Source organism: Natrinema pallidum DSM 3751, from assembly GCF_000337615.1.
GTDB classification, from domain to species: domain Archaea; phylum Halobacteriota; class Halobacteria; order Halobacteriales; family Natrialbaceae; genus Natrinema; species Natrinema pallidum.
Genome location: NZ_AOII01000113.1, coordinates 20,350 through 45,445 on the forward strand (window position 1 = coordinate 20,350; position 25,096 = coordinate 45,445).

Consider the following 25,096-nt stretch of genomic DNA (forward strand, 5'->3'; position numbering starts at 1 on the left):
TACGTGTTCCCATCGGCCGACGCCACTCGCATCGACGTATCGCCCGCCAACCAGCAGTTCCACTGCGGAAATAAACGACGAATGACAGAGCTATCGGAGATCGACGACATCGCACACGAACCGAGCCAGGAGTTCGTCGAATCGACGAACGTCCGGCAGTTCATGCAGGAGTACGGGATCGACGACTACGAGGTACTCGTCGAACGAACGACGACCGACATCGACGGCGTTCCGGAATCCGGCGTCGAGTGGTTCTGGGACGAGATCATCGATTACCTCGGGATCGAGTTCGACGAGACCTACGACGAGGTCAGAGACGACAGCGAGGGGCCACAGTTCACCGACTGGTACCCCGGCGGCGAACTCAACATCGCCCACAACGTCGTGGACCGTCACGCGGTCGACAGCGAGACGCGTGACGACGTTGCCTGCCTCTGGGAGGGCGAAGACGGCGAGGTTCGCGAGGTTACCTACCACGATCTTCACCGCCAGTCGAATCGGGTCGCGAACGCGCTCGAGGAACGCGGCGTCGGCACTGGTGACACCGTCGGTCTCTACATGCCGATGGTGCCAGAGGTGATCTCGATCCTCTATGGCTGTTTCAAGATCGGTGCAATCGCGGTGCCGATCTTCTCCGGGTTCGGCGTCGATGCGACGGCGACTCGGATCGCGGACTCGGCGTGTTCGATCCTGTTCACCGCCGACGGCTTCTACCGCCGCGGGAGCGAGGTCCGCCTCAAGGAGGCCGCCGACGAGGCCATCGCAGCGGTCGGCCACGTCGACACCACTATCGTCTACGATCGACTGGGTCTCGCCGAGGCCGAGGACACTCCCTGGAACGAGGGTCGCGACGAACACTGGCACGAGGCCGTCACGTCCCAGGACGACACGTACGAGACGACGTCGTTCCCGAGTGCACAGGAATCGATGCTGCTGTACTCGTCGGGCACCACCGGCAAGCCGAAGGGAATCGTCCACACCCACGCCGGCGCACTCGTTCAGCCCGCCAAGGAGGTCCACTTCGGGATGGANCGGTTCTTCTGGGTGTCGGACATCGGCTGGATGATGGGGCCGTGGACGGTGATCGGGACCCACACGTTCGGCGGCACCGTCTTCATGTACGAGGGCGCGCCCGACTACCCCGAGCCGGATCGCTTCTGGTCCATGATCGACCGCCACAAGCTCACCCAGTTCGGCATCTCGCCGACCGCGATCCGCGCGCTACGCAAACACGGCGACGACTGGCTCGAGGGCCACGATCTCTCCTCGCTGCGCGTTCTGGGNAGCTCACCCAGTTCGGCATCTCGCCGACCGCGATCCGCGCGCTACGCAAACACGGCGACGACTGGCTCGAGGGCCACGATCTCTCCTCGCTGCGCGTTCTGGGCTCGACGGGCGAGCCCTGGGACCCCGAGTCCTGGCACTGGTTCCACGAGAACGTGGGCAACGGTGAGGCTCCGATCATCAACATCTCCGGCGGCACCGAGATCTGTGGCTGTTTCCTGATGCCCCTGCCCATCCAGCCGCTGAAACCCTGTACGCTCGGCGGCCCCGGCCTCGGCATGGACATCGACATCGTCGACCGCGAGGGCAACTCCGTCAAAGCGGACACCGAACGCGGCTATCTCGTCGCCCGCGACTCCTGNCGGCGGCCCCGGCCTCGGCATGGACATCGACATCGTCGACCGCGAGGGCAACTCCGTCAAAGCGGACACCGAACGCGGCTATCTCGTCGCCCGCGACTCCTGTCCCTCCATGACCAAATCCCTGTGGTCGGGCGACGAGCGCTATCTCGAGGAGTACTGGTCGACGTTCGACGACCTGTGGGACCACGGCGACTGGGCCCAGACGGACGACGACGGCTTCTGGTTCCTCCACGGCCGCGCCGACGACGCCCTCAACGNCTGTGGGACCACGGCGACTGGGCCCAGACGGACGACGACGGCTTCTGGTTCCTCCACGGCCGCGCCGACGACGCCCTCAACGTCGCCGGCCGCAAGGTCGGCCCCGCCGAGGTCGAGGGTGCGCTCATCGACCACGAAGCCGTCACCCAGGCCGCCTCCATCGGCGCACCCGACGACACCACCGGCACCGCCGTCGTCGCCTACGTCGTTCTCGAGGACGGCTCCGAGGAGACCGACGACCTCCGCGAGGAACTGCGCGCGCAGGTCGGCGAAGAACTCGGGAAGCCGTTCCGCCCGCGAGAGGTACTGTTCGNAGACCGACGACCTCCGCGAGGAACTGCGCGCGCAGGTCGGCGAAGAACTCGGGAAGCCGTTCCGCCCGCGAGAGGTACTGTTCGTCGACCAACTTCCCAAAACGCAGTCCGGCAAGATCGTTCGGCGTGCCGTCGAGGCGCTCTACACCGGCGAGGACCTGGGCGACATGAGCAGTATCGAGAATCCCGACGCGCTCGCGGGGATCAGGGACGCGCGGTAACAACGGGGCGTCGCTTCGCTCCCGGATCGGTCACGTCGACCGTCCGGCGCGCTCGAGGATGCGTTCGGCCTGTGCGATGAGTGGCGCATCGATCATTTCCCCGTCGACTTCGAACACGCCCGCAGCGGTCCGATCGCGGGCATCGAGGACGCGCTCCGCCCACTCGATGTCCTCGTCACTGGGCGTGAAGGCGTCGTTGATGACCGGCACTTGATCGGGATGGATCGCCATTTTGCCGTCGTACCCGAGCTGTGCGGCGAACGCCGTCTCCTCGCGGAGGCCGTCCGTGTCCGCGTAGTCGGTATAGACGATGTCGATGGCGTCGATCTCGGCGGCGCTGGCCGCGAGCACGGTCCGTTCGCGGGCGTACAACACCTCCGTTCCCTCGCTCGTCCGCGTCGCGCCGATATCGGCCGCGAGATCCTCGGCCCCGAACAACAGCGCAGCAGTCGCATCGGCCGCTGCGATCGCATCGGCCCGGAGGACGCCCGCTGCGGATTCGATGAGCGACAGAACCGGGATCGAAGCGTCGTGTTCCGCGAGGAGCCGGTCGGCCGTTTGGATGTCAGCGGCTGACTCCGTTTTCGGAAGCATCAGGCTGTCCGGGGGTGTCCCCTGGAGGATCGCCTCGAGATCGGCGGCAGCCGACGTTCCGATCGGGTTCACACGAACGCAAATCTCCCGCTCAGAGTCGAAGTCGATCTCGGCGAGCACTTCGCGGACGGCCTCGCGTGCATCCTGCTTGTCCGCCGGTGCAACTGCGTCCTCGAGGTCGAAGACGACGACATCGGCCTCGCTCTCGGTCGCTTTCCGCATGAGCTCTGGTTTGTTACCGGGCGAGAACAAAACGCTTCGACGAACCATAGTATTCGTTGGCAGGTCTCCCGATTAAGCCGTCCGGTTTTCCGAAACGGACGAGTCGATTAGCGGGTGGGTTCGTGATGGTCGCTGTTCGCTTGGGTAAAGAATTAGTTAGAATATTATAACACCTCTATAATGGGATGTGCTTGTTTAATTTTAATAGTCTGACTGGCAAGTACTATGGTCTGTGTTCAGATTAGGATCGAAGAATGAGGCGTAGCGTTTTCTGAGTGTCTATGCCGGAAGACGGTAGTCTCAGCGGTTACATCCACCTGACCGGATTGGATTCGTGGAGCGAGAAGCAACTACGAAACTGACGATGAAGTTTCACATTTTCCACTATGATAAATTATAATTTTAAATATTTTTATTTTTGAAATGCTCAATATTGGATGAACATATCCAATTGTTCACAACTGGGCTCACAAAGGCGATCTACAGCCGGAAGACGGACGAAGCCCGGATCACGTTGCGGTCGACGAGACAGTGATCCAACTTGATGTTGAGCGATATTGGATATCCGTCGCAGCCGCTTCTAAAATAAATTGTTTTCTCTATACAAACAGTACTATAATGAGAAAAGACGTTTTCGCTCACACGTTCTTCGCTGAACTATGCGAGACACACGATGCCGATGACGCTGCGTTTTTCGTCGATAGAACAGCCTCACTTCAAGATGCTTGCTCTCGATACAACATTGTTCAGACTCGCTGGTTCCAGCAGTATGCGTAGCTCTGCAACCATGTTTCAGCGGTTGCTGGGTCGGCGTTTCTGAAACAGTTTCTAAACGGAAAGGTACACCGTTTTATCACTTGAGATGGATGTTTGACGGCGTACCGAGTTCTATGTTTTTCGTATCAAAATCGGAGTCCAAGATGATGGAGTACAGCTTTGAGCCATGAGGCTGAATCGATGAGAAACACGGAGTCTTGGACATCGTGTTTCTCCTTCAGAAACATCTCAGTAAGATCGGTTGTACGTAGAATAGAGTTTGATGTGTGGAAATTCGTTCGCTTCGGGAGCAACAGCAGCATATAGTCAGTAGCGCTGATCGTCGAGTTGGATCTCCGTTTCGTCGAGCGCAACGTGGTCCGATTGTTTCTCGTCTGTTGACTGTAGATTGGCTTTCTGTACCCAATTATGGACTGTTGATCTCGACACTTGACACCGAAATTCTCCAAAGAAAAACAGTATTCGAAAGTGATGGCTCTGGCAAATGGAACTGGATACTCAATCGTATCAGTTCGTGCGATGTCGCTTCTCGCTCCACAAAATCTAGTTGAACGCCGCTACCAGAGCCGGTGAGGCGGCTGAATTCGTGGATAAACTCCTAAAACTCTGATCGCCCCACTTTTCAGACCTTATGTGAACAGCGTCCTCGATACGGCCTCGAGTTCAGATACGAATGTCATGGAAACCGAACCAGTGTCAAACATATCTTTTAGAAGGATAAAATAATGAATTGTACCATATTTCACCTGTTTTGGTAACGCTAACGCAAAAACTGTTGATGAGTGGTTGTGATCATTCGTCTTCGCATGGAGTCAGCTTATCTGAATACTGCCCTCCGAACGCGGCCCGTTTGGGACCGTATCTGCAACCGCATCGTGGAAACGGTCGTTTCATGATGTGAACCGAGGTAATCGACACGGACAGCGCCGTCGCGAGTTTAGATAGGCTTATGAGTATGAATTAAAAACCTGTGGACGACTGTCCACTTTGCAAAGTGGCAGCGCGGGCGAGTTCGGGGTCGTGATCCGCTACTGTGCAGGGAGTCGATTGCGAACTCCGCTCCCTCTCGCTCGTGCCATCGCTGGCAAGGTCTGAGAGCACCAAGCGTGCCGCGTCGATGCGGACGCTACTGACGTGACTGAGATGAATCAACCAACTTCCGCGAACGAAGGGCAAGTGTTCGTCTCGGCACTGCACCGAGTACGTCGAAATCACGAGTCACAGCTTCGAATCATGGGTGACACAGTATGTATATAATTATCATTGGTGCGGGCAGTATTGGATCGAATCTGATAGATATGGCAGTTAAGGACCGAAACAATGTCGTTGTCATCGAAAAAGACCCACAACGTGCATCCGCCGTCTCCTCGGAACACGACTGTCTCGTGCTTAACGGGGATGCAACGAACAATAGCGTGCTGAAAGACGCCGATATCGATCGTGCAGACGCGGTTATTAGTACGACAGATATCGGTGCAACGAACATCATGGTCATGTTACTCGCACAGGAACACGGTGTTCCGAACTTAGTTAGTGTCGTCCACGATCCGGAAAACCTACCAGTATTCGAAAAAACCGGTGTCACATTGATCGAGAATCCACAACGGCTCATTGCGGAATATCTCTATCACTCCGTTCGCTATCCCGGTGTGAGTGATTTCATCGATCTCGACGACGAAACCGAACTCGTGGAATTAACTGTCAGCCAAGACGCACCGATGAACGGTCAAATCCTCAATGAATCGCACGAATCGGGTGTTCTTCCGGATGGCTGTCTCGTTGTTGCGCTTCAACGGAATGGTGATATACGGGCCCCACGAGGGGAAACGACCGTTCGTGCAGGAGACAACGTGACAGTATTCACTGACGATGCGACACTGTCAGATGCTGTCACGGCATTCACTGGCAATTCGACATGAATGTTCGACACGATACGATCGGTCGGGACGTCGGCCGGATCTTGCAGGTTGTTTCGCTCATGGCGGTCGTCTCGATCGTGGTTGCGATCGTTAACCGGGAATTCTACGCCGTGCCTGCGTTCGCCGTTTCGGCTGCGATAATGGCCGGGATCGGTATCGGTCTTGCACGGTGGTTTGTCGGCGGACCGTCGCCTCGAAAGCTCGAGGCGATGATTACGGCGGCGGGTGCCTGGGCGATGATCGGGGTTCTCGGCGGGTTACCGTTCCTGCTTATCGCGTGGACGATTTCCCTCGATCCGTTGCCGGCGTGGACGAATACGCCACCGACAGACTAGACAACCATGATCTTCCTCGACCCACTCGACGCGGTTTTCGAGAGTATAAGCGGGTTTACAGGAACTGGCCTGACGATGGCTGCAGTCGAAGAGAAGTTGCCCCGTTCGCTACACTGGTGGCGATCGTTCACCGAGTGGATCGGTGGCGTCGGAGTGATCGTTCTCACGGTTGCCATTCTCGCACGCCCGGGGAGCGGTTCGCTGACACTCTACGAGAGCGAGGCTCGGTCCGAGAAGACCCATCCAAGTATCATCAATACAGTGATTGAAATCTGGCGGATCTACCTCGGCCTGACCCTTGCGTCGATCGCGCTGTTCGCCATCGTCGGCATGCCGTTGTGGGATGCGATCAATCACGGAATGACCGGAATCGCAACGGGAGGGTTCTCCGTCCACGCCGACTCAATCGGCCACTACGGCCGCCCACTTATCGAGTATGCGGTCGTTCCTGTGATGGTGGTGGGGAGTATCGCGTTCCCGATTCACTACCTGATCGTCAAAGGCGAGTTACGGAACTTCTATGCGGATCTCCAGACTCGATGGGTGTTCCTCTGGTTCGGCCTCGGCTCGCTCGCACTAACCACGGTATTGGCGCTCAACGGAAGGTATAGCACGCTCGAGGAGGCATTTCGCGTCTCGCTGTTCCAGTTCGTCTCCGCGACCTCGAACACGGGTTTCGGAACGGCCACGGTCGGTGCAGGAGCGGAACGGGTCTGGACGGCGGGACCGGTGCTGGTGACGTGTCTCGGGATGCTCACCGGTGGGGCGGCCGGCTCGACGGTTAGCGGGCTCAAACTCATCCGCGTCATCACGCTCGTCAAGGGGACACTGTGGCAGATCAGCAGCGTCTTTGTCCCTGATACTGCGGTACGACACGTCCAGCTCGGAAAACGAACGCTGGACCGGGACCAGATCGAGCGGGAGTACACGGAAGCGGCGGTCGTGTTCTTCCTGTGGATCGTCTTCCTTATGATCGGCATCGCCGTCCTTTTGCGAGTCCTTCAGCGACGCATCCGTTAGAATACGTTCCCTTCGACGTGATGAGCGCCCAGAGCAATGTCGGCCTCGATTCCGGGATCACCGGACCAACCATGCCTGAAACGGCGAAAGCGATGCTGATCGTCAATATGTGGGTCGGAAGACTGGAAATCATTCCGGTCGCCGTCTTACTCGGGGCGGTTTTCCGTCGGTTCGATCTCTACCGCTGACCGCTTGGGATCACTACATCGGTCGGTGCATGTGAGAAACGGCCGTCGGTGCCGTGTTCAGACCCGACACAGCGGGATAATTTTCTTATTGGTTCTGTATCATTTGATGGAACGGTCCAGCGATCAGCAGCGGTCATTCCGGCGACAGCGCTGGACCACAGCGATCACTATGATCACTGAAACTCGGATCGGAATCGAAATCGTCGACGGGCAGGTCCAGGCCGACATGCCGGACGCACAGCACGGTTCGCGACATTCGATTCAAACCGCTCGAGACCGAGTTGCGGTTCCGATTGGTCTCGATCAGAACGACTCGATTCTGCTGGTCGGTATGTAGGCTGCCCTCCCGCCGGCGACGGCTATCGATGGAACGACGGTCCGCGAGCCGATCCCGGAGTGGCTGCAAACCGCTCGAGAAACGATCGCGGGGATCCGTACGCGAGCCGACGCGGTTGGGACTGTCCCAGTTGGCGGCGTTGTTGCGCTCGGACAAGCACCTGCATGGACCGGTCGCTGGACCTGCTTGAGGCACGACTGCACTGCGATCGTACTCGCACTGGACTCGCGGTCCAGTAGCGGGGGTCGTCTGTCCCGTCGAGCGGTCGACAAAATACGTCAGGGGACGGACTGTTCTATTATTACGGAGACCATCGACAGTGACTGGGACGACGGCGGAGCGAAGGCGGCAGCCGGTCTTTCGCCGGGTGAGACCGACGCGGTTTTACTCGCAGTTGCGTACGGCCCGAACACGATTCTCGCGGCGGAGACCGTGCGAGCGATCGCCGTCGCCGCCGATGTTCGCCTCGATATCCGTCACTTCGTTCCGTCCGGGACTGCTCGAGCGGATCGCGAATACGGCGACGACCTCCCCGAACTGATCGAGTACGTCGGCTCGCCGATTGATGAGTAACGACAGGGGTGACTCTGACGTCGAGTGTTCCGATGGTGATCAGTCGAACGTCCGGTCCGAGAACGGGCCAGAAACCCCGTTCTCGTCGTCGAGCGCCGGTCCGATAGCAGTTTATCGCTGTACTATCGACGGAAACGACTCGTGGATGACGCGAGCGATTGAGACACATCTAATTTTTACAAAGTATATTCCGTAAAGCTCGTTCTCGTCCCAATTTTCTTCTATTCGTATGTGCTGAAAATATAACAACACTTTACAAAACAAGTGTTGTAAAAATTTGGGTTCGTCCCGGTACCTTTTTGTCCTCCTAAGCAACCACCCACTCTCGCATGGCAATCGGACAACTGCTGTTGGCAGTCGTAACGATCGGCGTGATAGTGTATCTCACGTACGTACTGCTCTATCCGACGAGGTTCTAGCATGGCGAACCCACATCCACTGCTTGAGTACGCGGTCTTCTTCGGGCTCGCCGCCGTCCTCATCTACGTGGTCGGCGAGTACCTGGCCTGGATCTACCGCGACGAGGCGCACAGCACGCACACGCTCCCCAGACACTTCGAATGGCTGGAGCGGCTCGATGGAATCTTCGGACGCATCGAGGGCTTCATCTATCGAGTGGCTGGAATCACCCCCACTCGAGAGATGAACTGGAAACAATTCGCGGCGGCAGTGGTGCTGTTCAACGCCGTGATCTGGGTCTGGCTGTACGTTGTACTGTTCTTCCAGGACGGTTTGCCGATGAACTACGTCGGCGTCGACGGCCAGAGCTGGGATCTCGCGTTCCACACGGCGAGTTCGTTCACCTCGAACACGAACCAGCAACACTACGGCGGCGAATCGCTGTCGGTGTTCACGCACACGTTCGCGATCGGTATCACGATGTTCCTGACGCCGGCGACCGGGCTCGGGTTGATGCCCGCGTTCGCTCGAGCATTCAACAACGAGGAGAACCCGTTGTTGGGTAACTTCTACGTGAACGTCGTCAAGGGAACCGTGCGGTTCCTGCTTCCCATCTCGGCCTTCATCGCGGTTCTCCTGATATCACAGGGAGCCGTACAGACCATCCTGAGCGGCCAGATGACCGCGGAGACGCTAACGATGGGGATCCAGAACATCCGCGTCGGTCCGCACGCGGGTATCGAGGCGATCAAGATGTTCGGGACGAACGGTGGTGGGATCAACGCCGCGAACGCGTCGACGGCATTCGAGAATCCGACGCCGTTCAGTAACCTCGTGTTGACGTTGGCGATGCCGGTCGGGACGTTCGCCGGCATCTATGCGTGGGGTGCATGGGTCGGCAAGCGAACCCACGGGATCGTTCTCGTCGCGGCGTTCTTCCTCATTTTCGCAGCCCTTGCCGGCGTCGGTATCGCCGGTGAAACGGGCGCGAACCCGGCAATGGATGTCGAATCCAATGGCCTGACCGTCGACCAATCGGTCGGCAATATGGAAAGCAAGGAAGTCCGCTTCGGTCCGACCGGGAGCGCTATCTGGGGATTGTCGACGACATCAACGACGAACGGCGGTGTCAACAGCATGCACAATAGCTGGACATCACTGGGCACGTTCTCGTTGCTGTTCGCGTTCGCGATAAACAACGTCAGCAACGGGGTCGGGACCGGGCTATTGAACATCCTAATGTTCGTCATCGTCACCGCTTTCATCGGAGCGCTGATGATCGGTCGTCGACCACAGTACCTCGGCAAGAAGTTGGAGTGGCAGGAGATACGATACGTCTTTCTGGTGATTCTGTGGTTGCCGATCATCGTACTGATACCACAGGCACATGCGGTCACGTCGTCGCTGGGTACTGAAGCGATCGCGAACCCCGGGTTCCGTGGTTTCTCCGAGATCCTCTACGAGTTCTTCTCGGCGTCCGCGAACAACGGGAGCGGTCTCGAGGGACTTGCCGACGATACACCCTATTACAACATCGTCAACGGACTACAGGTATTGCTCGCGCGGTACGTCCCGATCGTAGCACAACTGGCGATCGCGGGCTACCTCGCGGAGAAGAAGATCAGTCCCGAGGGCATTGGATCGCTCGATACGGAGAGCCCCGCGTTCCTCGTCCTGCTGATCGGAATCGTCGTCATCGTCGGTGCATTGACGTTCCTCCCGGCGCTGGTGTTCGGTCCGATTGGCGAGTTCTTCAGTGGTGCAGATGTCTTCCTGAACGGAGGAGTGTAACATGAGCGAAATCCGGATAACAATCGATACGACACAACAACGTGAGGCGATCAAGCAGTCGGCAGTACGCCTCGATCCGCGACACCTGGTAAAGAACCCGGTGCTGTTCGTGGTCGAGGTTGGGACGGTTATCGCGTTGCTGTTGACGGTGTACCCGTCCCTGTTCGATGCGGGCGGTTCGAGGGTCTACTACGGCCTTATCACCGTGTTGCTTGCAGCGACCGTCCTGTTTGCGAACTACGCGGAGGCGTACGCCGAACTCGAGGGCGAGGCACACGCGGATAGTCTTCGCGAATTACAGACCGAAACGGACGCGAAACGACTCCGGAACACAGGGGTAGACGTCGAAGCCATCACCGACGACGACTACGAAACGGTCGATGGTGGCTCGCTTGAGCAGGGTGACATTGTCTACGTCGACGAAGGTGATGTGATTCCCCGTGACGGCACGGTCGTCGAGGGCAGCGCGTCCGTCGACGAGTCGGCTATCACCGGTGAATCCGACCCGGTCATCCGGCAGAGCGGCGGCGACCGAACGTCAGTCGTCGGGGGGACGGAGGTCCTCTCCGACCGCATCAAGGTCGAAGTGACCTCCGAAGCGGGCGAGTCGTTCCTCGATAAGATGATCGGTCTCGTCGAGGACGCGACGCGACAGAAGACGCCAAACGAAATCGCGATGACGATCCTCCTGTCCGGCTTAACGCTCGTGTTCGTCGTGGCAGTCGGTACGATGTACTTCTTCGGGCAGTATCTCGCGAGTTTCGTCACTGGATTTTCCGGACTCGACGTGGCGGAACTCATCGCGTTGCTCATTGCCCTCATGCCAACGACGATCGGTGCGTTGCTCGCAGCGATCCGCGTGGCCGGGATGACTCGCGTGACGCGACGGAACGTGATCGCAAAGTCCGGTCGGGCCGTCGAAGCCGCAGGCGACCTCGATACGCTCGTCCTCGACAAAACAGGAACCATCACGACCGGCGAACGGGTCGCACAGGAGTTCCACGCGCTCGGCGACACGACAGACGAAGCGGTCGTTCGGGCGAGCTATCAGTCCTCGCTCTACGACGAAACGACCGAAGGGCGCTCGATCATCGAACTGGCCGAGAAGATGAACGGAGAGGCTCGAGCCGACGGCGGCGACGCCGGCGATATCGGGGCGGCAATCGACTCGCCCCGATGGGTCGAGACCGACCTCGAAGGTGAGCGACTCAGTGAAGACGACTTCGTTCCCTTCTCCGCGGAGACGCGGATGAGCGGGATCGACCTTCCGGACGGCACCGAGGTCCGAAAGGGTGCAGTCGATGCCGTCGAAGCGTACGCCACGAGTGTTCCCGGGAAGCTCCGACAGGTATCCAACCGTATCAGCGAGAGTGGTGGTACGCCGCTGGCCGTCGCGGTCGACGGGGAGGTCATCGGCATCATCGAACTGCAGGACGAACTCAAGCCCGGTATCGCGGACCGGATCGCGGAGATTCAAAAAATGGGCGTCGAGACGATCATGGCGACCGGCGACAACGCGCGAACCGCGCAGTGGGTCGCTGACCAGGTCGGGATCGACCGGCACTACGCCGAGTTCGACCCCGAAGAGAAGATCGAACTGGTCGAAGAAGTACAGTCCGAAGGAAAGCTTGTTGGCATGACCGGCGACGGGACGAACGACGCCCCGGCGCTGGCGAAGGCGGACGTGGGACTCGCGATGAACGCGGGGACGAACGCCGCCAAAGAAGCCGGCAATATGGTCGATCTCGACTCGAATCCGTCGAAGATCATCGAGGTGGTCGGGATCGGCAAGCAGTTGCTGATGACTCGCGGGGCGCTGACAACGTTCAGCGTTGCGAACGATGTCGCGAAGTACTTCGTGTTGCTGCCCGCGATACTGGCGGCGGCACTGCCCGGCCTCGCAGGCATGGACATCTTAAACCTCTCGAGTCCACAGAGCGCGGTCGTGGCGACGCTGGTGTACAACGCTGTCATCATTCCGTTGCTCATCCCGCTCGCGCTTCGCGGTGTCGACTACGAGGCACAGAGCGGTTCCGCGCTGCTCCGGAAGAACCTCGTCGTCTACGGGTTCGGCGGTCTCATCGCACCGTTCGTGTTCATCAAAGGTATCGACCTCCTGTTCGTCGCTATGGGGGTGTTCCAATAATGAACCGAGACGACCTCACCGTCTCGGTGCGACTCCTACTCGTGAGTTTCCTGCTGTTGGGACTCGTCTATCAGGGATCGCTGATGGCGATCGGTGCGACCGTCTTCCCGCATCAGGCGTCCGGGAGTCCCGTGACCGACAACGGAACTGTCGTCGGCTCCGAGCAGATCGGCCAGGAGTTCGGCCCGGATGACCCGGAGTACTTCTGGTCGCGGCCGTCGTCGACCGATTACGACGCGATGACTTCGGGGAGTGCAAATCTAGGGCCGACGAACCTCGCCCTCTCCGATCGCGTTCGTGCGACGCTGGAAAACATCTCGAGATACGAGACGCCGGATGACGAGGTCCCGGCTGATCTGGTCGCCGAATCCGGCTCAGCCTACGACGTACACATCTCACCCGCGGCCGCCGAGTATCAGGTCCCTCGAGTCGCCAATCAGACCGGCATCTCCGAAGACCGGCTGTACGGGATGATCGACGAGGCGACCGCGGAGCCATGGCTCGGAGTATACGGCCACGAGCGGGTAAACGTCCTCGAACTCAACCGCATGGTCCATGACGAACTCGAAGACTAGCGGTCGACCACACGGGATCGCGACCGAACGATTAGACCCACACATATGACACCCAAGACTCACATTGGATACGAACACGTACTCGTCCCGGTCGGTGACAAGTCGGATCCGAACATGCTCACGGAACTTTCGAGTGTGCTCGTCGATCCGCGGATCGGTACCGTTCGATTCACTCACGTTACGACCGGTCGGAGTTTCGTCAGCTCTCAGGAGAACTGGCGCACTGGCTCGGAAAGCGTCGCGGAAAGTCAACATGCACTCCGAGAGGAAGGTATCGAGAGCACCGGCACGATCCGGACCGGCTCAACGGCGGTCGGCGGCATCCTAGAAGAAGCGGCTGCGTACGACGCGGATGCCATCCTGATCGGCTGGACGAACAAAGACTCGGTCTCGAGTCTCGTAGACAAACTGCTCCGAAAGGCGGACTGCGACGTTATCGTCTTCAGTGCGGACAGGGACCCGTCAGATATCGAGTCGATACTGGTACCAGTGGTCGTCTCGCCGGACGAGAGTCGGCTGCAACTGATCGCCATCATGAGTCAGCGGACCGGAGCGTCGGTGACGACTGCCTACGTCGCTGGCGGCGACGGCTCCGAGCAAGCCGGGCGCGACATCCTTGAGGAGTCGGTCGATCGACTCGCCGAATACGGCGTGCAGGCCGAAACCGAACTCACAAGAGCGAGTGATGCCATCGCCGAACTCGGTCGGCTGTCCACCGGCCATGACATCATGATCATTGGCACCTCGCGTGGGTGGTGGCTCAGGAAATCGTTGTTCGGACGGAAAACGGACAAGATCGCCACGGAAGCACAGTGTTCGGTGCTGATGCACAAATGGCAGGGGGAGGTTCCTCCTGAATAGCGGCCGGCCCGGTCATGTGCGCGGGGCGATCGTCAACACCGCGCCCTCGCTGGCGGACGGGCTGATTCATCGAAGGGGAAACGCCATACCGCTGCCCGTTCCGACAGAAGACCAGCGGTAGGAGAGCCCAATTTCCGTTTATCGCGGATGGGATCCGGTCCGAGTCGGTCGGAACTCGCCAGCGTTATGTGACAGGGAACGTTATTTTACATTCAATAGATTGTAAACTCCTTGGCGGCACCGATAGCCTGACGGCGGTCTTCAATATCGGGCCGAGTTCGACTCGTAGAACGGGCCGGTAACTGTACTCTCCGTCGGAGGACGTCTCCTCTGTAGCGGAGACGTTGCTGCCGGCAAGACGCATAATAGTTATTGTGTTCGGGTTGAATGGAACCGTATGGAGCGTTCAGCCCCACCGACCGGTATCAAAGTCATTTGTACCGTTTGGGTCATCATTGCCCTTCTCGACAGCAGCAGCGTCCTGTATCTGGCTGCCACGGGAGCAGTTCCACGACACCTCTTGGTGCCAGTCGGAACGATCGTCGTGTTGGCTCTCGGCTACGTGGTCGTCGCCGTCGGACTCTGGAAGTTCAAACCGTGGGCGTGGAACGCCGGACTCGGACTCGCCGTGCTCGGGGCGATCAGTGCGTCCGTTCACCCGCCGATCTCACTTCCGGTCGTCACGGTCATGGCCCTCACTGCGATTTACCTCGTTGCAAAACGCGATCTGTACCGACCGCACGAACAACCGGTATGACTTCCACAGGCCCAAGCCACGACGCATCGTCACGAGAAACACCGACGAAACTGATCAACTACTGAGACACGACGATGAGTACCAATACTCGTTCGATCCCGATCGAGAGTATCAGTCCGAGACAGTCCGCCGATCACCAACTGCCGGAGACGGCGTTCGGCTGGCGCGACGATTTATCCCGGATCGTCGTCCCGGTCCCCATCGACGAATCCCTCGACGAAGCGGCGACCCTTCGGCAGCTTCGAGTCGCGAGTGCGATCGCAATCGAACGACGCGAGCCCATCGTCCTCGTCGGGATCTGCACCCGGAGCCGATCAGAGTGTGGTCGCCCCACCGCTGTCGATACCGTTGGCTCGGTGGTTGACCTTCAGCCCGAATGCCGTCGACTCGAGCAGGTCGTCGCGGAACTCCCGCCCGAGTTTCGCTCCGTGACGGCCAGTTTACTCGTCGCACCTCGAGTCGAGACGGCGATCGACGCGCTCGAGAGGCATCAGTCGGTCGGGAAGATCATCTTGCGACACCGAATGCCAATAGCTGGCAGACCTGCCCGCGACAACGCTTCGAAACACATCCCGTGTGACGTAATCGTGTCCAGTTCGACCCGTGCGGACGATCCGGTCTATGTCCCGCGTCTCGGCGGCCACGGAGTCGAGTTAGTCTCAGCACAATCGCAACCGGACCGTCTGCTGCTCGCCGTCGACGAACCACTCGCGAACGTCCCACTGGCCACGAACGTCGGTCGGGGGATCGCCCACAAGTACAGGGCGTCGCTCGATATCGTCTACCGAGATGACACTGCGTGTCGGCCCCAGGAGATCGAACGGACGGCGCTCTCACAGTACGTCCGGCACATGACTACGGCGACATCACTGACCGACGAACTTGGGGCGATATTACGTGACGGTGACTACGATGCAGTCGTCGGTCCGAAAACCGTTATCGATGGCGTGAGACGCGAAGCCGAACGAGCTCATGTCGAGATTATTGCTATCCTTCGGAATGCGTCCAGCGATGACCGAACCGAGTCGGAAATCATGGGTGCAGTCGATGAGGCGGCGACAGGACCACTGTTCGTCATCGCTGACACGTCGACGGATGATGCATGGGTTTCAGCACCTGTCTCGGATAGTTACACCGCACATGACTTCCAGTAGCGCTGCCGACTCGAGTAGCGGAATCGGAACGGACAACTCCAGCGATGTGCTACCGACCGCGAGTAATACTCGCGGTCGGATAGCCGTTCGAAACGGTCCCACAATCCGACGTTCGAGTGTGGTAGATCCGTTCGGCACCGAACGAGCGATGCCAGATGACGTGAGGAACAGATGAGCCCATCCATGTTCGAGCCGTTCACAGTCGCACACAGGCACCCGTTCGGACGATACGTGTTCGTCACGGCGAGCGTCCACGGTCTCCTCACGGGCGTCGGTTTCGCTATCGGGTTCTATACGACTGCAGGGCCACTGACCGGACGGGGAGCCGTTCGACTCGGACTCGCCGTCGCAACGGGCCTCGCTATCGGCCACCTCTGGACGGCCTGCTCGCCAGTCGGCGACGATCTGGAACCGAACCGACAGGCTCCGTCCCACTCCGATCAACTCCGTGAGACGGCGGAGGCCAGTATCCGTCCCGGCTGGATCGGACCGATCCGTGCTCTTGGTACCCTCGCCGGCATCGGAGCGACGACGTGGCCCTATACACTCGACGGAGTGCTCTTCGGGATACGGGGAGCGATCGGCCTCGTTGTCCTGATCGGACTGACGTTACTGTTCGGAGCAGGAGCAACCATCGGCTCACTGCTCGAGGAGTCCGAATTCGTGCTCGGTGCGCAGACGATCACAGCCGGTATCGCCGTCGTCGGGGTCGTGTGGCTGCTCCCATAACCCGTCGGCACGCAAGGTCGAAACTCGATCGTCTACGTCCACTCTTCGAGTGCGTCGAAGACTCGTGTACGGACTGCTTCGACTGTCATCTCGTCGATGATATCGGTGTTCGAATGGTTGGCGGCGAACAGGCCGAGTGGAACCTGTCCGCCTGCCATCTCGCTGTGTCCGCCAGCGCTCCCGATGTCGTCGAACGTCTCGGTCATCAACGATCCGATATCCAACTGCGGGTTTCTGGTTCTGGCACTGAGGTGAGCGGTATCGTCGACGATGCCGGATACCACCGTCGTACTCACGCCCTCTAACTTCAGGAGATAGTCCGCAGCCTGCGGTAGGGTATCGCGTTCGGTCGTCCGGCCGACGGTCGAGACGAGACAGGAGCCACGGACTTCCCGGTTGATGATCGCCTCGCCGATACCGCTGAGCGTCTCGGGTGTGAAAACCGAGTCCAGTAAGGTCTGGATCGTATCGTGATCCGCGATCGGATGAATATATCTGGCCATCTCGTGTTCGGCCGGTGTTGTCCCGCGTGTGAATCCGAGTGTCTCCCGATGGATGGCGAACAAAAGCGCCGTTGCGAGCCGTTCGTCGGGCTCGAACGGGAGTGCGGAGAGAGAACGCGAAACGATCGTCGCAGTCGCGCCAACGCCCGGCCGATGATCGACGTACGTAGCCGAAACGTCATCGACAGCGTGATGATCGAGAACGATATCCAACTCTGTGTCCGAGGGGATGGGATTGTTTCGACCCGGAACGCTGTGATCGACGAACGCGAGTCGATCGAACTCGTCGAGAGAGACGGCGTCAAAGTGGTGCAGGTCGATATTGAGCGTGTTGATCATTGCCCGATTCTGCTGGTGGGATATTTCCCCGCCGAACGTGATCGCAATGCGATCAACACCGACGAACTCCGCAGCACGCTGTAATCCGAACGCACTCGCGATCGAATCGGGATCGGGGTTGTCGTGGCAGACGATCAGCAGTGACTCGGTTCGCTGGAGAACGGAACGAAGTTGCTCTGGATCCGACTGGAAATCGCGTCTCATAACGGACATGCGTCGGAGATCGAATTGATCGATCGATCGAATCGCATCGCCATCATCCGTGTCGCGATATGCGCCGTTTTCGCCGTCATCGTCGGATCGACACTAAGACGCGAGTCCACTCGTGAGCGTTCATTATCACACGACATACGAGGGAAGATAAAGAGAATTCCGGTTGGACGAGTATACAGCAGGGCCACGGTCCATCGACCGCGTACGGAGGACGATTTCAGGAGTATACGACAGCCAAAAGAAAACCCAGGCTTTAGCCGTGGGTCGCTCAATCGGTATTGTTACCGAGACGCGCCCGGTCGTAACAGTCACACGTCTGCTCCTCGAGAAGATCGTTTAGCTTATACGTTCGATTGCAATCGGCACACGTGACACGGACCGTCTGTGTGATGTGGAGCGATCCGGTTTGGAGTTCGTTGGCTTGCTGTAACCGGTCGATCGACTGTGTAATCACCTTTTCACACCGCGCCTGTGACCATTCGATCGTCCCGCGTTCGCGCTCGAAGTCGACGGTCGAAGCGCGACTCGTGTCTATCTCAAGACACTCGTTGAGATGCGTCTTTATGGTCTGGTGAGAGACGAAATCAGATCGGAGTTGCTCCACGTCGACATCCTGTTGTCGCAGTTTCGATTCGAGTCCCTTCCGCTGACTCGGTCGAATTTCGTCAGCAGTGAGCGTCTCGTAGATGTCGGCCGGATCGCCGATGAGGTCGACGCTTGCCTCCTCGAGTGCCCGTTCGACGACGCGTGTGTTCGTGAATTCGGCCAACCCTCGCAGACTACTGCCCGTCGTTCTCCGACGCTGTAGTTCCGCGTTGAAGTCGAAGAGGTCGTAGCTGGTGATCGTCCGGCCGACTTTACAACAGTCGGGTGTTGCGTCTTGACTCATTAGATACAGCTAGCGGGCACGAGACCAAAAGCTAGAGGGATTACAACAACCCTCCCCACTGATCGACTGCGGGCTGAACCCCCAGTCCCATCCTACTTCACGGCTCGAGTTCGTGCTCGTGTTCGATGGCCTTCCACTCGAGATCGACGTTGTAACTGTCGTTCGGTTCGGGAACGGGCGATCCATAGCTGACTTCGAGGGATTCGTGGGCGACACCACCGCGTTCTCGAATCCGGTCGCGGAGGCTCTCGTACTCGACATCGTGGCCTTCGATCGTGACCGCGATGAAGCAAACCCGCTGCTCCGCGTGTAGCAGACTGGTGGTGACTGCTCCGATTCCCGTCGACTCCGTAAGCTGTTGTGTGAACTCGACAATCGTCTCGCTTTGGGGCAGCAGTACTGCCAGTTCAAGGCGTCTAATTCCGGCCATGCACCTTGGTCAACCCGATTGTTTCACGTACGTGCTCACGACGCTCGGGTGTGATTCCGCTGTTCAGGCTGCGTTTCGTCTGCGATGAGGTGGGGGGTTCGGAAGACGGATCTGGCGGATTTTGCGACCGAAAATAGACCAGCGGTCATGGTTCCGGTCTCGCGTCAGTGAACGGGGACACGATCTCAGCGGTCGCTCCGTCGCTCGAAAAGACAGTGAGCAAGTCGCCTTCGAGTACTTTCGTTTGGCCGCGAGGGATATGTAGTCCGTCGTCGCGTTGGATCGCGACCAGAATCGTATCCTCGGGAAGTAGTCCCTCGCTATCCGCCTCGATGAGCGTCCGCCCGGTGATCGGCGCGTCCTTCGAGACCGTGATTTCGAACACCTCCGCACCGCCGCCGACTTCCATGAAGTCCTTGATCGCCGGCCGTTGGACCGCGCGATAGAGATACCGTCCATTGAGTTCGTGGGGACTTTCGACGATGTTCACGCCGAGTTCGCGAAACACATCGATGTTATCCGGATCGTTGACCGAACAGACCAACGATTCGACACCGAGTTTATCGGCGAGCATCGTGACCATGAGATTAGTCGAGTCGTCGGAGGTCGTCGCGATAGCCGCGTCCGCGTTCGACGCGCCCGCGTTCTCGAGGACATCGAACGAAGTCGCATCGGCATTGAGAACGTCACAGTCGAATTTCTTTCTGACTGCTTCGATGACATCGGGATCGTCGTCGATCACGACGACATCGTGTCCGTCTACCGTCGCCAGGTCAATGACGGCACTCCCTGTACGTCCGGCTCCGACGATGATGATGCGCATATGATTACGTGTCTGACAATCAGCAATAGGTGTTACGGCATACCCTGATCGTCGTCACGGGTGTGTCCGTCGGCACTACCGGGAGTTTCTTCTCAGCCCGCCCGAGGACCCGAATGGTAGGGGTATACACGAAATCGCATTCCAGCGTGTCCTGTCGTTCCGTTGCCGGGACGTTTCGGGGTGATCTTTACGAACAATGTATTGTAAAGGAATGGCGGGACGCTGTGATCCTGCCGACGGGGAAACAGGCTCGACCCACTGTCAGGGAGAGAGGCGATCGGCCGGAAGCCGCGTATAGGTGTCATCGAGCGCCGCCGCGTCTTCCGGTAGTAGGGCCACGAGCAAGTACGGTGAATAGTCGCTGAAGTAATCGACGAGCGCGGCGATCCGTTCCGAATCGATCGCTTCGAGCGAATCGAGCGACATCATTGGCACCACTTGATGCACGTCGTGAACGAGATAGCCAGCGAGCGCAACGACGAGTCCCACGACGTTGCGTTCGCTCTCGCTGAAATTCTCGATCGAATCCTCGTACACCGACCCGGTTTCGGTCTCGCGAACCACGTTGAGGTCGAATTTCGTCACGGAGCCACCGCGGTAACCCCCGCGACTCGAGTGAAACTCCGCTCCCTCCTTGCGCTGAATCCACACTCGCTCGATGTTCTCGTATCCTAGCAACTCGAGAACGGCGTTCATGTGTTCGTTGAACGCGTCGATCGCCTCCGTTTCGAGGTCGGTGATCTGCGTGCGCTGGGACTCGAGCTCGTCGCGAACTTCGTCTTGTTGGGCCTTGAGATGAGCAGTTTCCTGTTTCAGTTCCTCGAGTCGGTCGATCTCCTCCGCTACGTCACGGAGTTCCGTTTCCCGCTGCCCGCGTTCGTATTCCAGTTGGCTCAACCGTTCGTACGAATCCAGGAGATCGCTGTCCCGGAGTTCTTCGGTCCGCTCGACGCGCTCTCGAGCGACGTCCTGCTCGTCGGCCAGGTCCTCGATCGTCGCTTCGAGGGACTGTAACTTCGTTTCCTGGCGCTCGATTTCGCTCTCGACTTCCGTGAGTGACTGCCGGATCGATGTCAGTCGCTGTTCGTGTTCCGTCCGCTTCGTTCGCTGCTGTCGGAGTTGTTCGATCTCGTCCGTGATCTCCTGGTGGTCTTGGTGTTTCTCGGAGACGACCGTTCGAAGTTCGTCGAGTTTCTCCTCGAGCGTGTTTCTCTCGACCGTTCTCCCACACGTCCAGCACTCGACGGATTCGCTTGCGGGATCGAGTTTCGCAGTCACCTTCCGTTCCTCGTCCGGAGTTACCGGATTCATGTCGCCGGAGAGAATGCTCTGATTGAACTCAACGATCGCGGAGAGGTCGGAGATCGTATCGGAGAGTGACCGTTCTTTGGTTTGGAGGCGATCCAGACGATCGTCAATATCGGAAAATGACTGGGTTTTTTCCTTCAACTCCGAGAGTTCGTCCTGGAGTTCGGTCCGTTCCTCTCGAAGCGCGTTGAGACTGTCACGCTGTGTCTCGGCTTGTTCTCGTTTCCGCTGGAGTTCGTGGCGTACTTCCTCGAGTTCGGTGACGGCCTCCCTCGCGGCATCGGCATTGGCAGGGTCGAGTTCGTGCTCATCGACGGTTTTGCGGAGATCACGAATCTCGTCGTCCAAGTCCGCGAGTTCGGACTGGAGTTTCGTTCGGCGCTCTTCGAGCGCGGGCAAGTGTTCGATTTCCTCGGACAACTCTGCGATGCGATTGCCGAGCCGTGATCGTTCTTGCTCAAGTTCGTTGATCCGTTGTTCGATCGCTTCGGTATCCACAGGACGCATAATAATATCCCGAAGGTTGCTTCCTTGATCGATCGCACGTCGTGCTGGGTTCGATTCGAGAAGCGCGGCAAAGAGGTCGACGAGGTCGGTGTTTTCGGTAAAGGGATCCCCGTCGACCGAGACCGACCCGTTCCGTCTCGTGAATCGTCTATAATATTTCGTTTCGCCGAGTTGTAACTCGACACTGCCCGCATCCGCATCGCTCTTCAACGTCGCTGCCGATCCGCCCAGTACACTATTCAACGCCTTTAGAAGGGATGTTCGATTGGTTGCGTTTCGCCCTGTCAGAACCGTAACTCCGGGAGAGAACTCGACTTCGCATTCGTCGATACCTCCCACGTTTTCCACTCGGAGACGTGCCGGTTCAACTGCAGCGTGTTGGTCCATTGCTAGCGTATAATTGCTGCGGAGTATAGTATCCCGTGGTTTCCTTCATCTCACGTACGGAAGTGTACAGCGTACACTACGGACAAAATATATGATCTGCTTATCAATACATCGTGTTTCGTTAGTTGAGTTACGCCAACGGGCAAAGGATTGGAGGTGCGGTTCATCTGTTACCGCTCGTGGTGACTGAAATAACTCCCAGCCTAATATTTATAATATAATTAAATGAAATTCACATTTTTTGATACTGTCGACTATCAAACTTCCCGAGTAGTGTTCAATTTAGACAATACTCTCACACCTGTTCGACTACCAATTAATGAGTTATCGAAGCAGTTGATCCGCTTTTTGAGCGTGTAAAACCACTTTTCGATCGGATTTCGGTCGATATAGTTCCCCTGATCATTCAGCCTAATCGAGAGATGCGGTACAGTACCCGAATCGATACGAAAATCATCGGAGTAACTATGATTCTCGCGAAATTTCTGCAGAAGCACGGCTATTGAACCAGTACTGAAGTAATTAGATAACGTACTGTTGAAAACTAGACATCTATTCAATATTGCATTATATCATCAAGACTGGTTGTCGTTGATCCCGACAGTCATTTCGTCAATGGTGACCCGCAACGACGCTTATCCGATCGTTCCACGCCTCCAACTCTAAAACAGCTACTATTATAAAACTCACACTATTGTATTTATATAATAGGGCCGAATTAAATACGCGGCTGACCCGTTCGTTGAACCGGTCTAGCGAGACGCTGTCCAGTCGTCACTCACGGACGATATGGCATTTTGCGCGTACTGGCCCGAACTGACGTTGGTCGGGATCGGTCTCCGCACATTTCGGCTCGGCCATCGGACAGCGGTTCCGGAAGACACACCCGCCCGGCGGATCGACCGGGCTCGGACGATCGCCTTCGAGCGAGGTCCCCGTCGAACCGCCTGGGTCGAGCGACGGAATCGCCTCGAGCAGCGCCCTCGTGTACGGGTGGGTCGGACAGTCGAACACGCGGTCGGCGGGGCCGACCTCCATCAGTTCCCCGAGGTACATCACCGCAACGCGATCCGCGATGTGTTCGACGACAGTCAGGTCGTGTGAGATGAACAGATACGCGAGGTCGAGGTCGGCCTGGAGGTCCGCGAGCACGTTGAGGAGACGGGACTGGACGGAGGCGTCGAGCGCGGAGACGGGCTCGTCGAGGACGACCACCGACGGATCGAGCGCGATCGCGCGTGCGATGGCGACGCGCTGGACCTGGCCGCCCGAGAGTTCGTGCGGGTAGCTCGTCGCGTGGCGGTCCGCCAGGCCGACGCGCTCGAGCAACTCCTGAACACGTTCCCGACGACGGGACCGGTCCCAGCCGTTGCTCCGTAGGGGTTCGCCGATCGCCCGCTCGACGGTCAGTCGGGGGTTGAGACTGGAGCGCGGGTCCTGAAACACGACGCCGACGTCGGCGAGGGTCTCGGCATCGCGGTCGGCGGCGGTTCCCACCGGCGTGCCGTCGATTCGAACCGTGCCGGTCGTCGGTGTCTCGAGGCCGGTGAGCAGCGAGGCCAGCGTGGACTTGCCACAGCCGCTCTCGCCGACGAGCGCGAGCGTCTCCCCGGCCCGGATTTCGAGGTCGACGTCGTCGACGGCTCGGAGCGTGTCGTCGGTCCCGAGGAGGCGTTCGATCGGCCCGTTCGCGAGCGAGTAGCGTCTGGAAACTCCCTCGAGTTCGACGAGCGGGGCTGTCGACCGGTCCGGACCGCCGCCGGGAGCGCTCCCGGTGGTCGCCGAACCGGATTCGGGGGCTCCGTCGGATGTGGCCGTCCCCGAACGCGCGGCGTGCGACTCGAGCGCGCTCGACTCGCCACAGGTTACGGTTCCGCGAGCGTCGCCGAGATCGACGGTCGGGATCTCACCGTCCCGACAGGCGTCGGTCGCCCGGTCACACCGGGGCGCGAACGAACAGCCCGTCCGGTCGCCGGTCGGTTCGGGAACCGATCCCTCGATCGTCGGCAGGCGGCTGCCGCGATCGACGCGCTGGGGGAGACATTCGAGCAACGCCTTCGTGTACGGATGGCGTGGGGCTTCGAGGATACGGTCGGTCGGGCCGGTTTCCATCACCTCGCCGGCGTACATCACGACGACGCGGTCGCAGATGTCGGCGACGACGCCCAGATCGTGCGTGATCAACAGGATCGCCGTTCCGCGCTGGGCGTTGCGCCGCCGGAGTCGCTCGAGGAGTTGTGCTTGCGTGGTCACGTCCAGCGCCGTCGTCGGTTCGTCGGCGATCAGCAGGTCCGGATCGGATGCGAGAGCGATCGCCATGCCGGCCCGCTGGCGTAGCCCGCCGGAGAGTTCGTGCGGGTAGGCGTCGACGCGGTCTTCGGGGTTCGCGATGCCGACCTGCGCCATGAGTTCGATCGCCCGCTCGCGGTACTCGCGCCACTCCGATCGGCTGCTGAACGGCGGGACGTGGAGGTACTCGAGCAGGGACTGGGAGTCGAGTTGATCGTGGACCTTGAGGGATTCGGCGATCTGCTCGCCGATGTCGAAGACGGGGTTAAGCGTCTCGGTCGGGTCCTGAAACACCATCGAGACGGTGTCCCCCCGGAGCCGGCGGAGCTGTCGGTCCGTCGCGTCGGTCACGGCCACGCCGTCGAGGTGGATCGATCCCCGGACGATCTCGCCCGGGTCCTGCAGGCCGACGATCGAGCGTGCGGTCACGGACTTGCCGCTCCCGCTCTCGCCGACCAGGCCGACGATCTCACCCTCGTCGACGGTAACCGAGACGCCCTCGACCGCGTGGACGGGGCCCTCACTGGTCCGAAAGCGCGTGTGGAGGTTCTCGACGGAGAGAAGTGCGGAATTTGGTGGTTGTGCTGTCATC

The 25,096-nt window shown here is 59.1% G+C and carries 17 protein-coding genes and 3 pseudogenes; 12 read left to right on the forward strand and 8 right to left on the reverse strand.

Going from position 1 to position 25,096, the window contains the following annotated elements:
* The first annotated feature begins 81 nt into the window (after positions 1-81).
* A pseudogene (locus C487_RS22125) lies at positions 82-2,439 on the forward strand (AMP-binding protein).
* Between the two features lie 30 nt (positions 2,440-2,469).
* On the opposite strand, the gene C487_RS18705 reads toward C487_RS22125, so the two are convergent.
* Positions 2,470-3,303, reverse strand: a complete 834-nt coding sequence (locus C487_RS18705; protein WP_006187419.1) for an HpcH/HpaI aldolase/citrate lyase family protein — start codon at positions 3,301-3,303, stop codon at positions 2,470-2,472.
* Positions 3,304-4,001: 698 nt separating this feature from the next.
* Positions 4,002-4,624: pseudogene (locus C487_RS19905) on the reverse strand (IS6 family transposase).
* Between the two features lie 655 nt (positions 4,625-5,279).
* Here C487_RS19905 and C487_RS18710 point away from each other — a divergent pair.
* The 11 genes and pseudogenes from C487_RS18710 (at position 5,280) to C487_RS18755 (ending at position 16,816) form a co-directional block, all read left to right on the forward strand.
* On the forward strand, positions 5,280-5,951 hold the full coding sequence (locus C487_RS18710; RefSeq protein WP_049908289.1) for a potassium channel family protein: 672 nt from the start codon (positions 5,280-5,282) through the stop codon (positions 5,949-5,951).
* Positions 5,948-7,494: pseudogene (locus C487_RS18715) on the forward strand (TrkH family potassium uptake protein). The gene C487_RS18710 and the pseudogene C487_RS18715 overlap by 4 nt, the downstream one beginning before the upstream one ends.
* A 523-nt stretch (positions 7,495-8,017) precedes the next feature.
* A complete protein-coding gene (locus C487_RS18720) occupies positions 8,018-8,404 on the forward strand; it encodes a hypothetical protein (protein ID WP_006187421.1) in 387 nt (128 codons plus the stop codon).
* Positions 8,405-8,733: 329 nt separating this feature from the next.
* Positions 8,734-8,823: a potassium-transporting ATPase subunit F gene (locus C487_RS19910; RefSeq protein ID WP_083864676.1), complete on the forward strand. Its 90-nt coding sequence runs from the start codon at positions 8,734-8,736 to the stop codon at positions 8,821-8,823.
* 1 nt (position 8,824) lies between these two features.
* A complete protein-coding gene (kdpA, locus tag C487_RS18725) occupies positions 8,825-10,594 on the forward strand; it encodes a potassium-transporting ATPase subunit KdpA (protein ID WP_006187422.1) in 1,770 nt (589 codons plus the stop codon).
* Between the two features lies 1 nt (position 10,595).
* Positions 10,596-12,740 (forward strand): potassium-transporting ATPase subunit KdpB, encoded by a 2,145-nt coding sequence (kdpB, locus tag C487_RS18730; protein WP_006187423.1) that lies wholly within the window; start codon positions 10,596-10,598, stop codon positions 12,738-12,740.
* On the forward strand, positions 12,740-13,315 hold the full coding sequence (locus C487_RS18735) for a potassium-transporting ATPase subunit C (RefSeq protein ID WP_006187424.1): 576 nt from the start codon (positions 12,740-12,742) through the stop codon (positions 13,313-13,315). The genes kdpB and C487_RS18735 overlap by 1 nt, the downstream gene beginning before the upstream one ends.
* Before the next feature lie 45 nt (positions 13,316-13,360).
* A complete protein-coding gene (locus C487_RS18740; protein ID WP_006187425.1) occupies positions 13,361-14,176 on the forward strand; it encodes a universal stress protein in 816 nt (271 codons plus the stop codon).
* 397 nt (positions 14,177-14,573) lie between these two features.
* Positions 14,574-14,933, forward strand: a complete 360-nt coding sequence (locus C487_RS18745; protein WP_006187426.1) for a hypothetical protein — start codon at positions 14,574-14,576, stop codon at positions 14,931-14,933.
* Positions 14,934-15,007: 74 nt separating this feature from the next.
* On the forward strand, positions 15,008-16,087 hold the full coding sequence (locus C487_RS20865; protein ID WP_006187427.1) for a DUF7556 family protein: 1,080 nt from the start codon (positions 15,008-15,010) through the stop codon (positions 16,085-16,087).
* A gap of 171 nt (positions 16,088-16,258) precedes the next feature.
* Positions 16,259-16,816, forward strand: coding sequence for a hypothetical protein (locus C487_RS18755; protein WP_152422548.1), 558 nt, complete (start codon positions 16,259-16,261; stop codon positions 16,814-16,816).
* A gap of 32 nt (positions 16,817-16,848) precedes the next feature.
* On the opposite strand, the gene C487_RS18760 is transcribed toward C487_RS18755, so the two are convergent.
* The 6 genes from C487_RS18760 to C487_RS18785 form a co-directional block, all read right to left on the reverse strand.
* The gene (locus C487_RS18760; protein ID WP_006187429.1) at positions 16,849-17,862 is read right to left on the reverse strand and encodes a DHH family phosphoesterase; all 1,014 of its coding nucleotides are present in this window, start codon (positions 17,860-17,862) and stop codon (positions 16,849-16,851) included.
* A 277-nt stretch (positions 17,863-18,139) separates the two neighbouring features.
* Positions 18,140-18,760: a rod-determining factor RdfA gene (gene rdfA, locus C487_RS18765; RefSeq protein WP_006187430.1), complete on the reverse strand. Its 621-nt coding sequence runs from the start codon at positions 18,758-18,760 to the stop codon at positions 18,140-18,142.
* 97 nt (positions 18,761-18,857) lie between these two features.
* Entirely contained in the window at positions 18,858-19,190 is a 333-nt protein-coding gene (locus C487_RS18770) for a DUF211 domain-containing protein (RefSeq protein WP_006187431.1), read from the reverse strand.
* A 145-nt stretch (positions 19,191-19,335) separates the two neighbouring features.
* Positions 19,336-20,013, reverse strand: coding sequence for a potassium channel family protein (locus C487_RS18775; RefSeq protein WP_006187432.1), 678 nt, complete (start codon positions 20,011-20,013; stop codon positions 19,336-19,338).
* Between the two features lie 261 nt (positions 20,014-20,274).
* Positions 20,275-22,215 (reverse strand): archaea-specific SMC-related protein, encoded by a 1,941-nt coding sequence (locus C487_RS18780; protein ID WP_083864678.1) that lies wholly within the window; start codon positions 22,213-22,215, stop codon positions 20,275-20,277.
* 774 nt (positions 22,216-22,989) lie between these two features.
* The gene (locus tag C487_RS18785; protein ID WP_049908297.1) at positions 22,990-25,095 is read right to left on the reverse strand and encodes an ABC transporter ATP-binding protein; all 2,106 of its coding nucleotides are present in this window, start codon (positions 25,093-25,095) and stop codon (positions 22,990-22,992) included.
* Position 25,096 lies beyond the last annotated feature (1 nt).

Excerpts from the sequence above, each read along its gene's own strand:
- C487_RS18705 (WP_006187419.1), bottom strand. The coding sequence starts at position 3,303 with ATGGTTCGTCGAAGCGTTTTGTTCTCGCCCGGTAACAAACCAGAGCTC.
- C487_RS18710 (WP_049908289.1), top strand. The coding sequence starts at position 5,280 with ATGTATATAATTATCATTGGTGCGGGCAGTATTGGATCGAATCTGATA.
- C487_RS19910 (WP_083864676.1), top strand. The coding sequence starts at position 8,734 with ATGGCAATCGGACAACTGCTGTTGGCAGTCGTAACGATCGGCGTGATA.
- kdpA (WP_006187422.1), top strand. The coding sequence starts at position 8,825 with ATGGCGAACCCACATCCACTGCTTGAGTACGCGGTCTTCTTCGGGCTC.
- kdpB (WP_006187423.1), top strand. The coding sequence starts at position 10,596 with ATGAGCGAAATCCGGATAACAATCGATACGACACAACAACGTGAGGCG.
- C487_RS18735 (WP_006187424.1), top strand. The coding sequence starts at position 12,740 with ATGAACCGAGACGACCTCACCGTCTCGGTGCGACTCCTACTCGTGAGT.
- C487_RS18740 (WP_006187425.1), top strand. The coding sequence starts at position 13,361 with ATGACACCCAAGACTCACATTGGATACGAACACGTACTCGTCCCGGTC.
- C487_RS18745 (WP_006187426.1), top strand. The coding sequence starts at position 14,574 with ATGGAGCGTTCAGCCCCACCGACCGGTATCAAAGTCATTTGTACCGTT.
- C487_RS20865 (WP_006187427.1), top strand. The coding sequence starts at position 15,008 with ATGAGTACCAATACTCGTTCGATCCCGATCGAGAGTATCAGTCCGAGA.
- C487_RS18755 (WP_152422548.1), top strand. The coding sequence starts at position 16,259 with ATGAGCCCATCCATGTTCGAGCCGTTCACAGTCGCACACAGGCACCCG.
- C487_RS18760 (WP_006187429.1), bottom strand. The coding sequence starts at position 17,862 with ATGAGACGCGATTTCCAGTCGGATCCAGAGCAACTTCGTTCCGTTCTC.
- rdfA (WP_006187430.1), bottom strand. The coding sequence starts at position 18,760 with ATGAGTCAAGACGCAACACCCGACTGTTGTAAAGTCGGCCGGACGATC.
- C487_RS18770 (WP_006187431.1), bottom strand. The coding sequence starts at position 19,190 with ATGGCCGGAATTAGACGCCTTGAACTGGCAGTACTGCTGCCCCAAAGC.
- C487_RS18775 (WP_006187432.1), bottom strand. The coding sequence starts at position 20,013 with ATGCGCATCATCATCGTCGGAGCCGGACGTACAGGGAGTGCCGTCATT.
- C487_RS18780 (WP_083864678.1), bottom strand. The coding sequence starts at position 22,215 with ATGGACCAACACGCTGCAGTTGAACCGGCACGTCTCCGAGTGGAAAAC.
- C487_RS18785 (WP_049908297.1), bottom strand. The coding sequence starts at position 25,095 with ATGACAGCACAACCACCAAATTCCGCACTTCTCTCCGTCGAGAACCTC.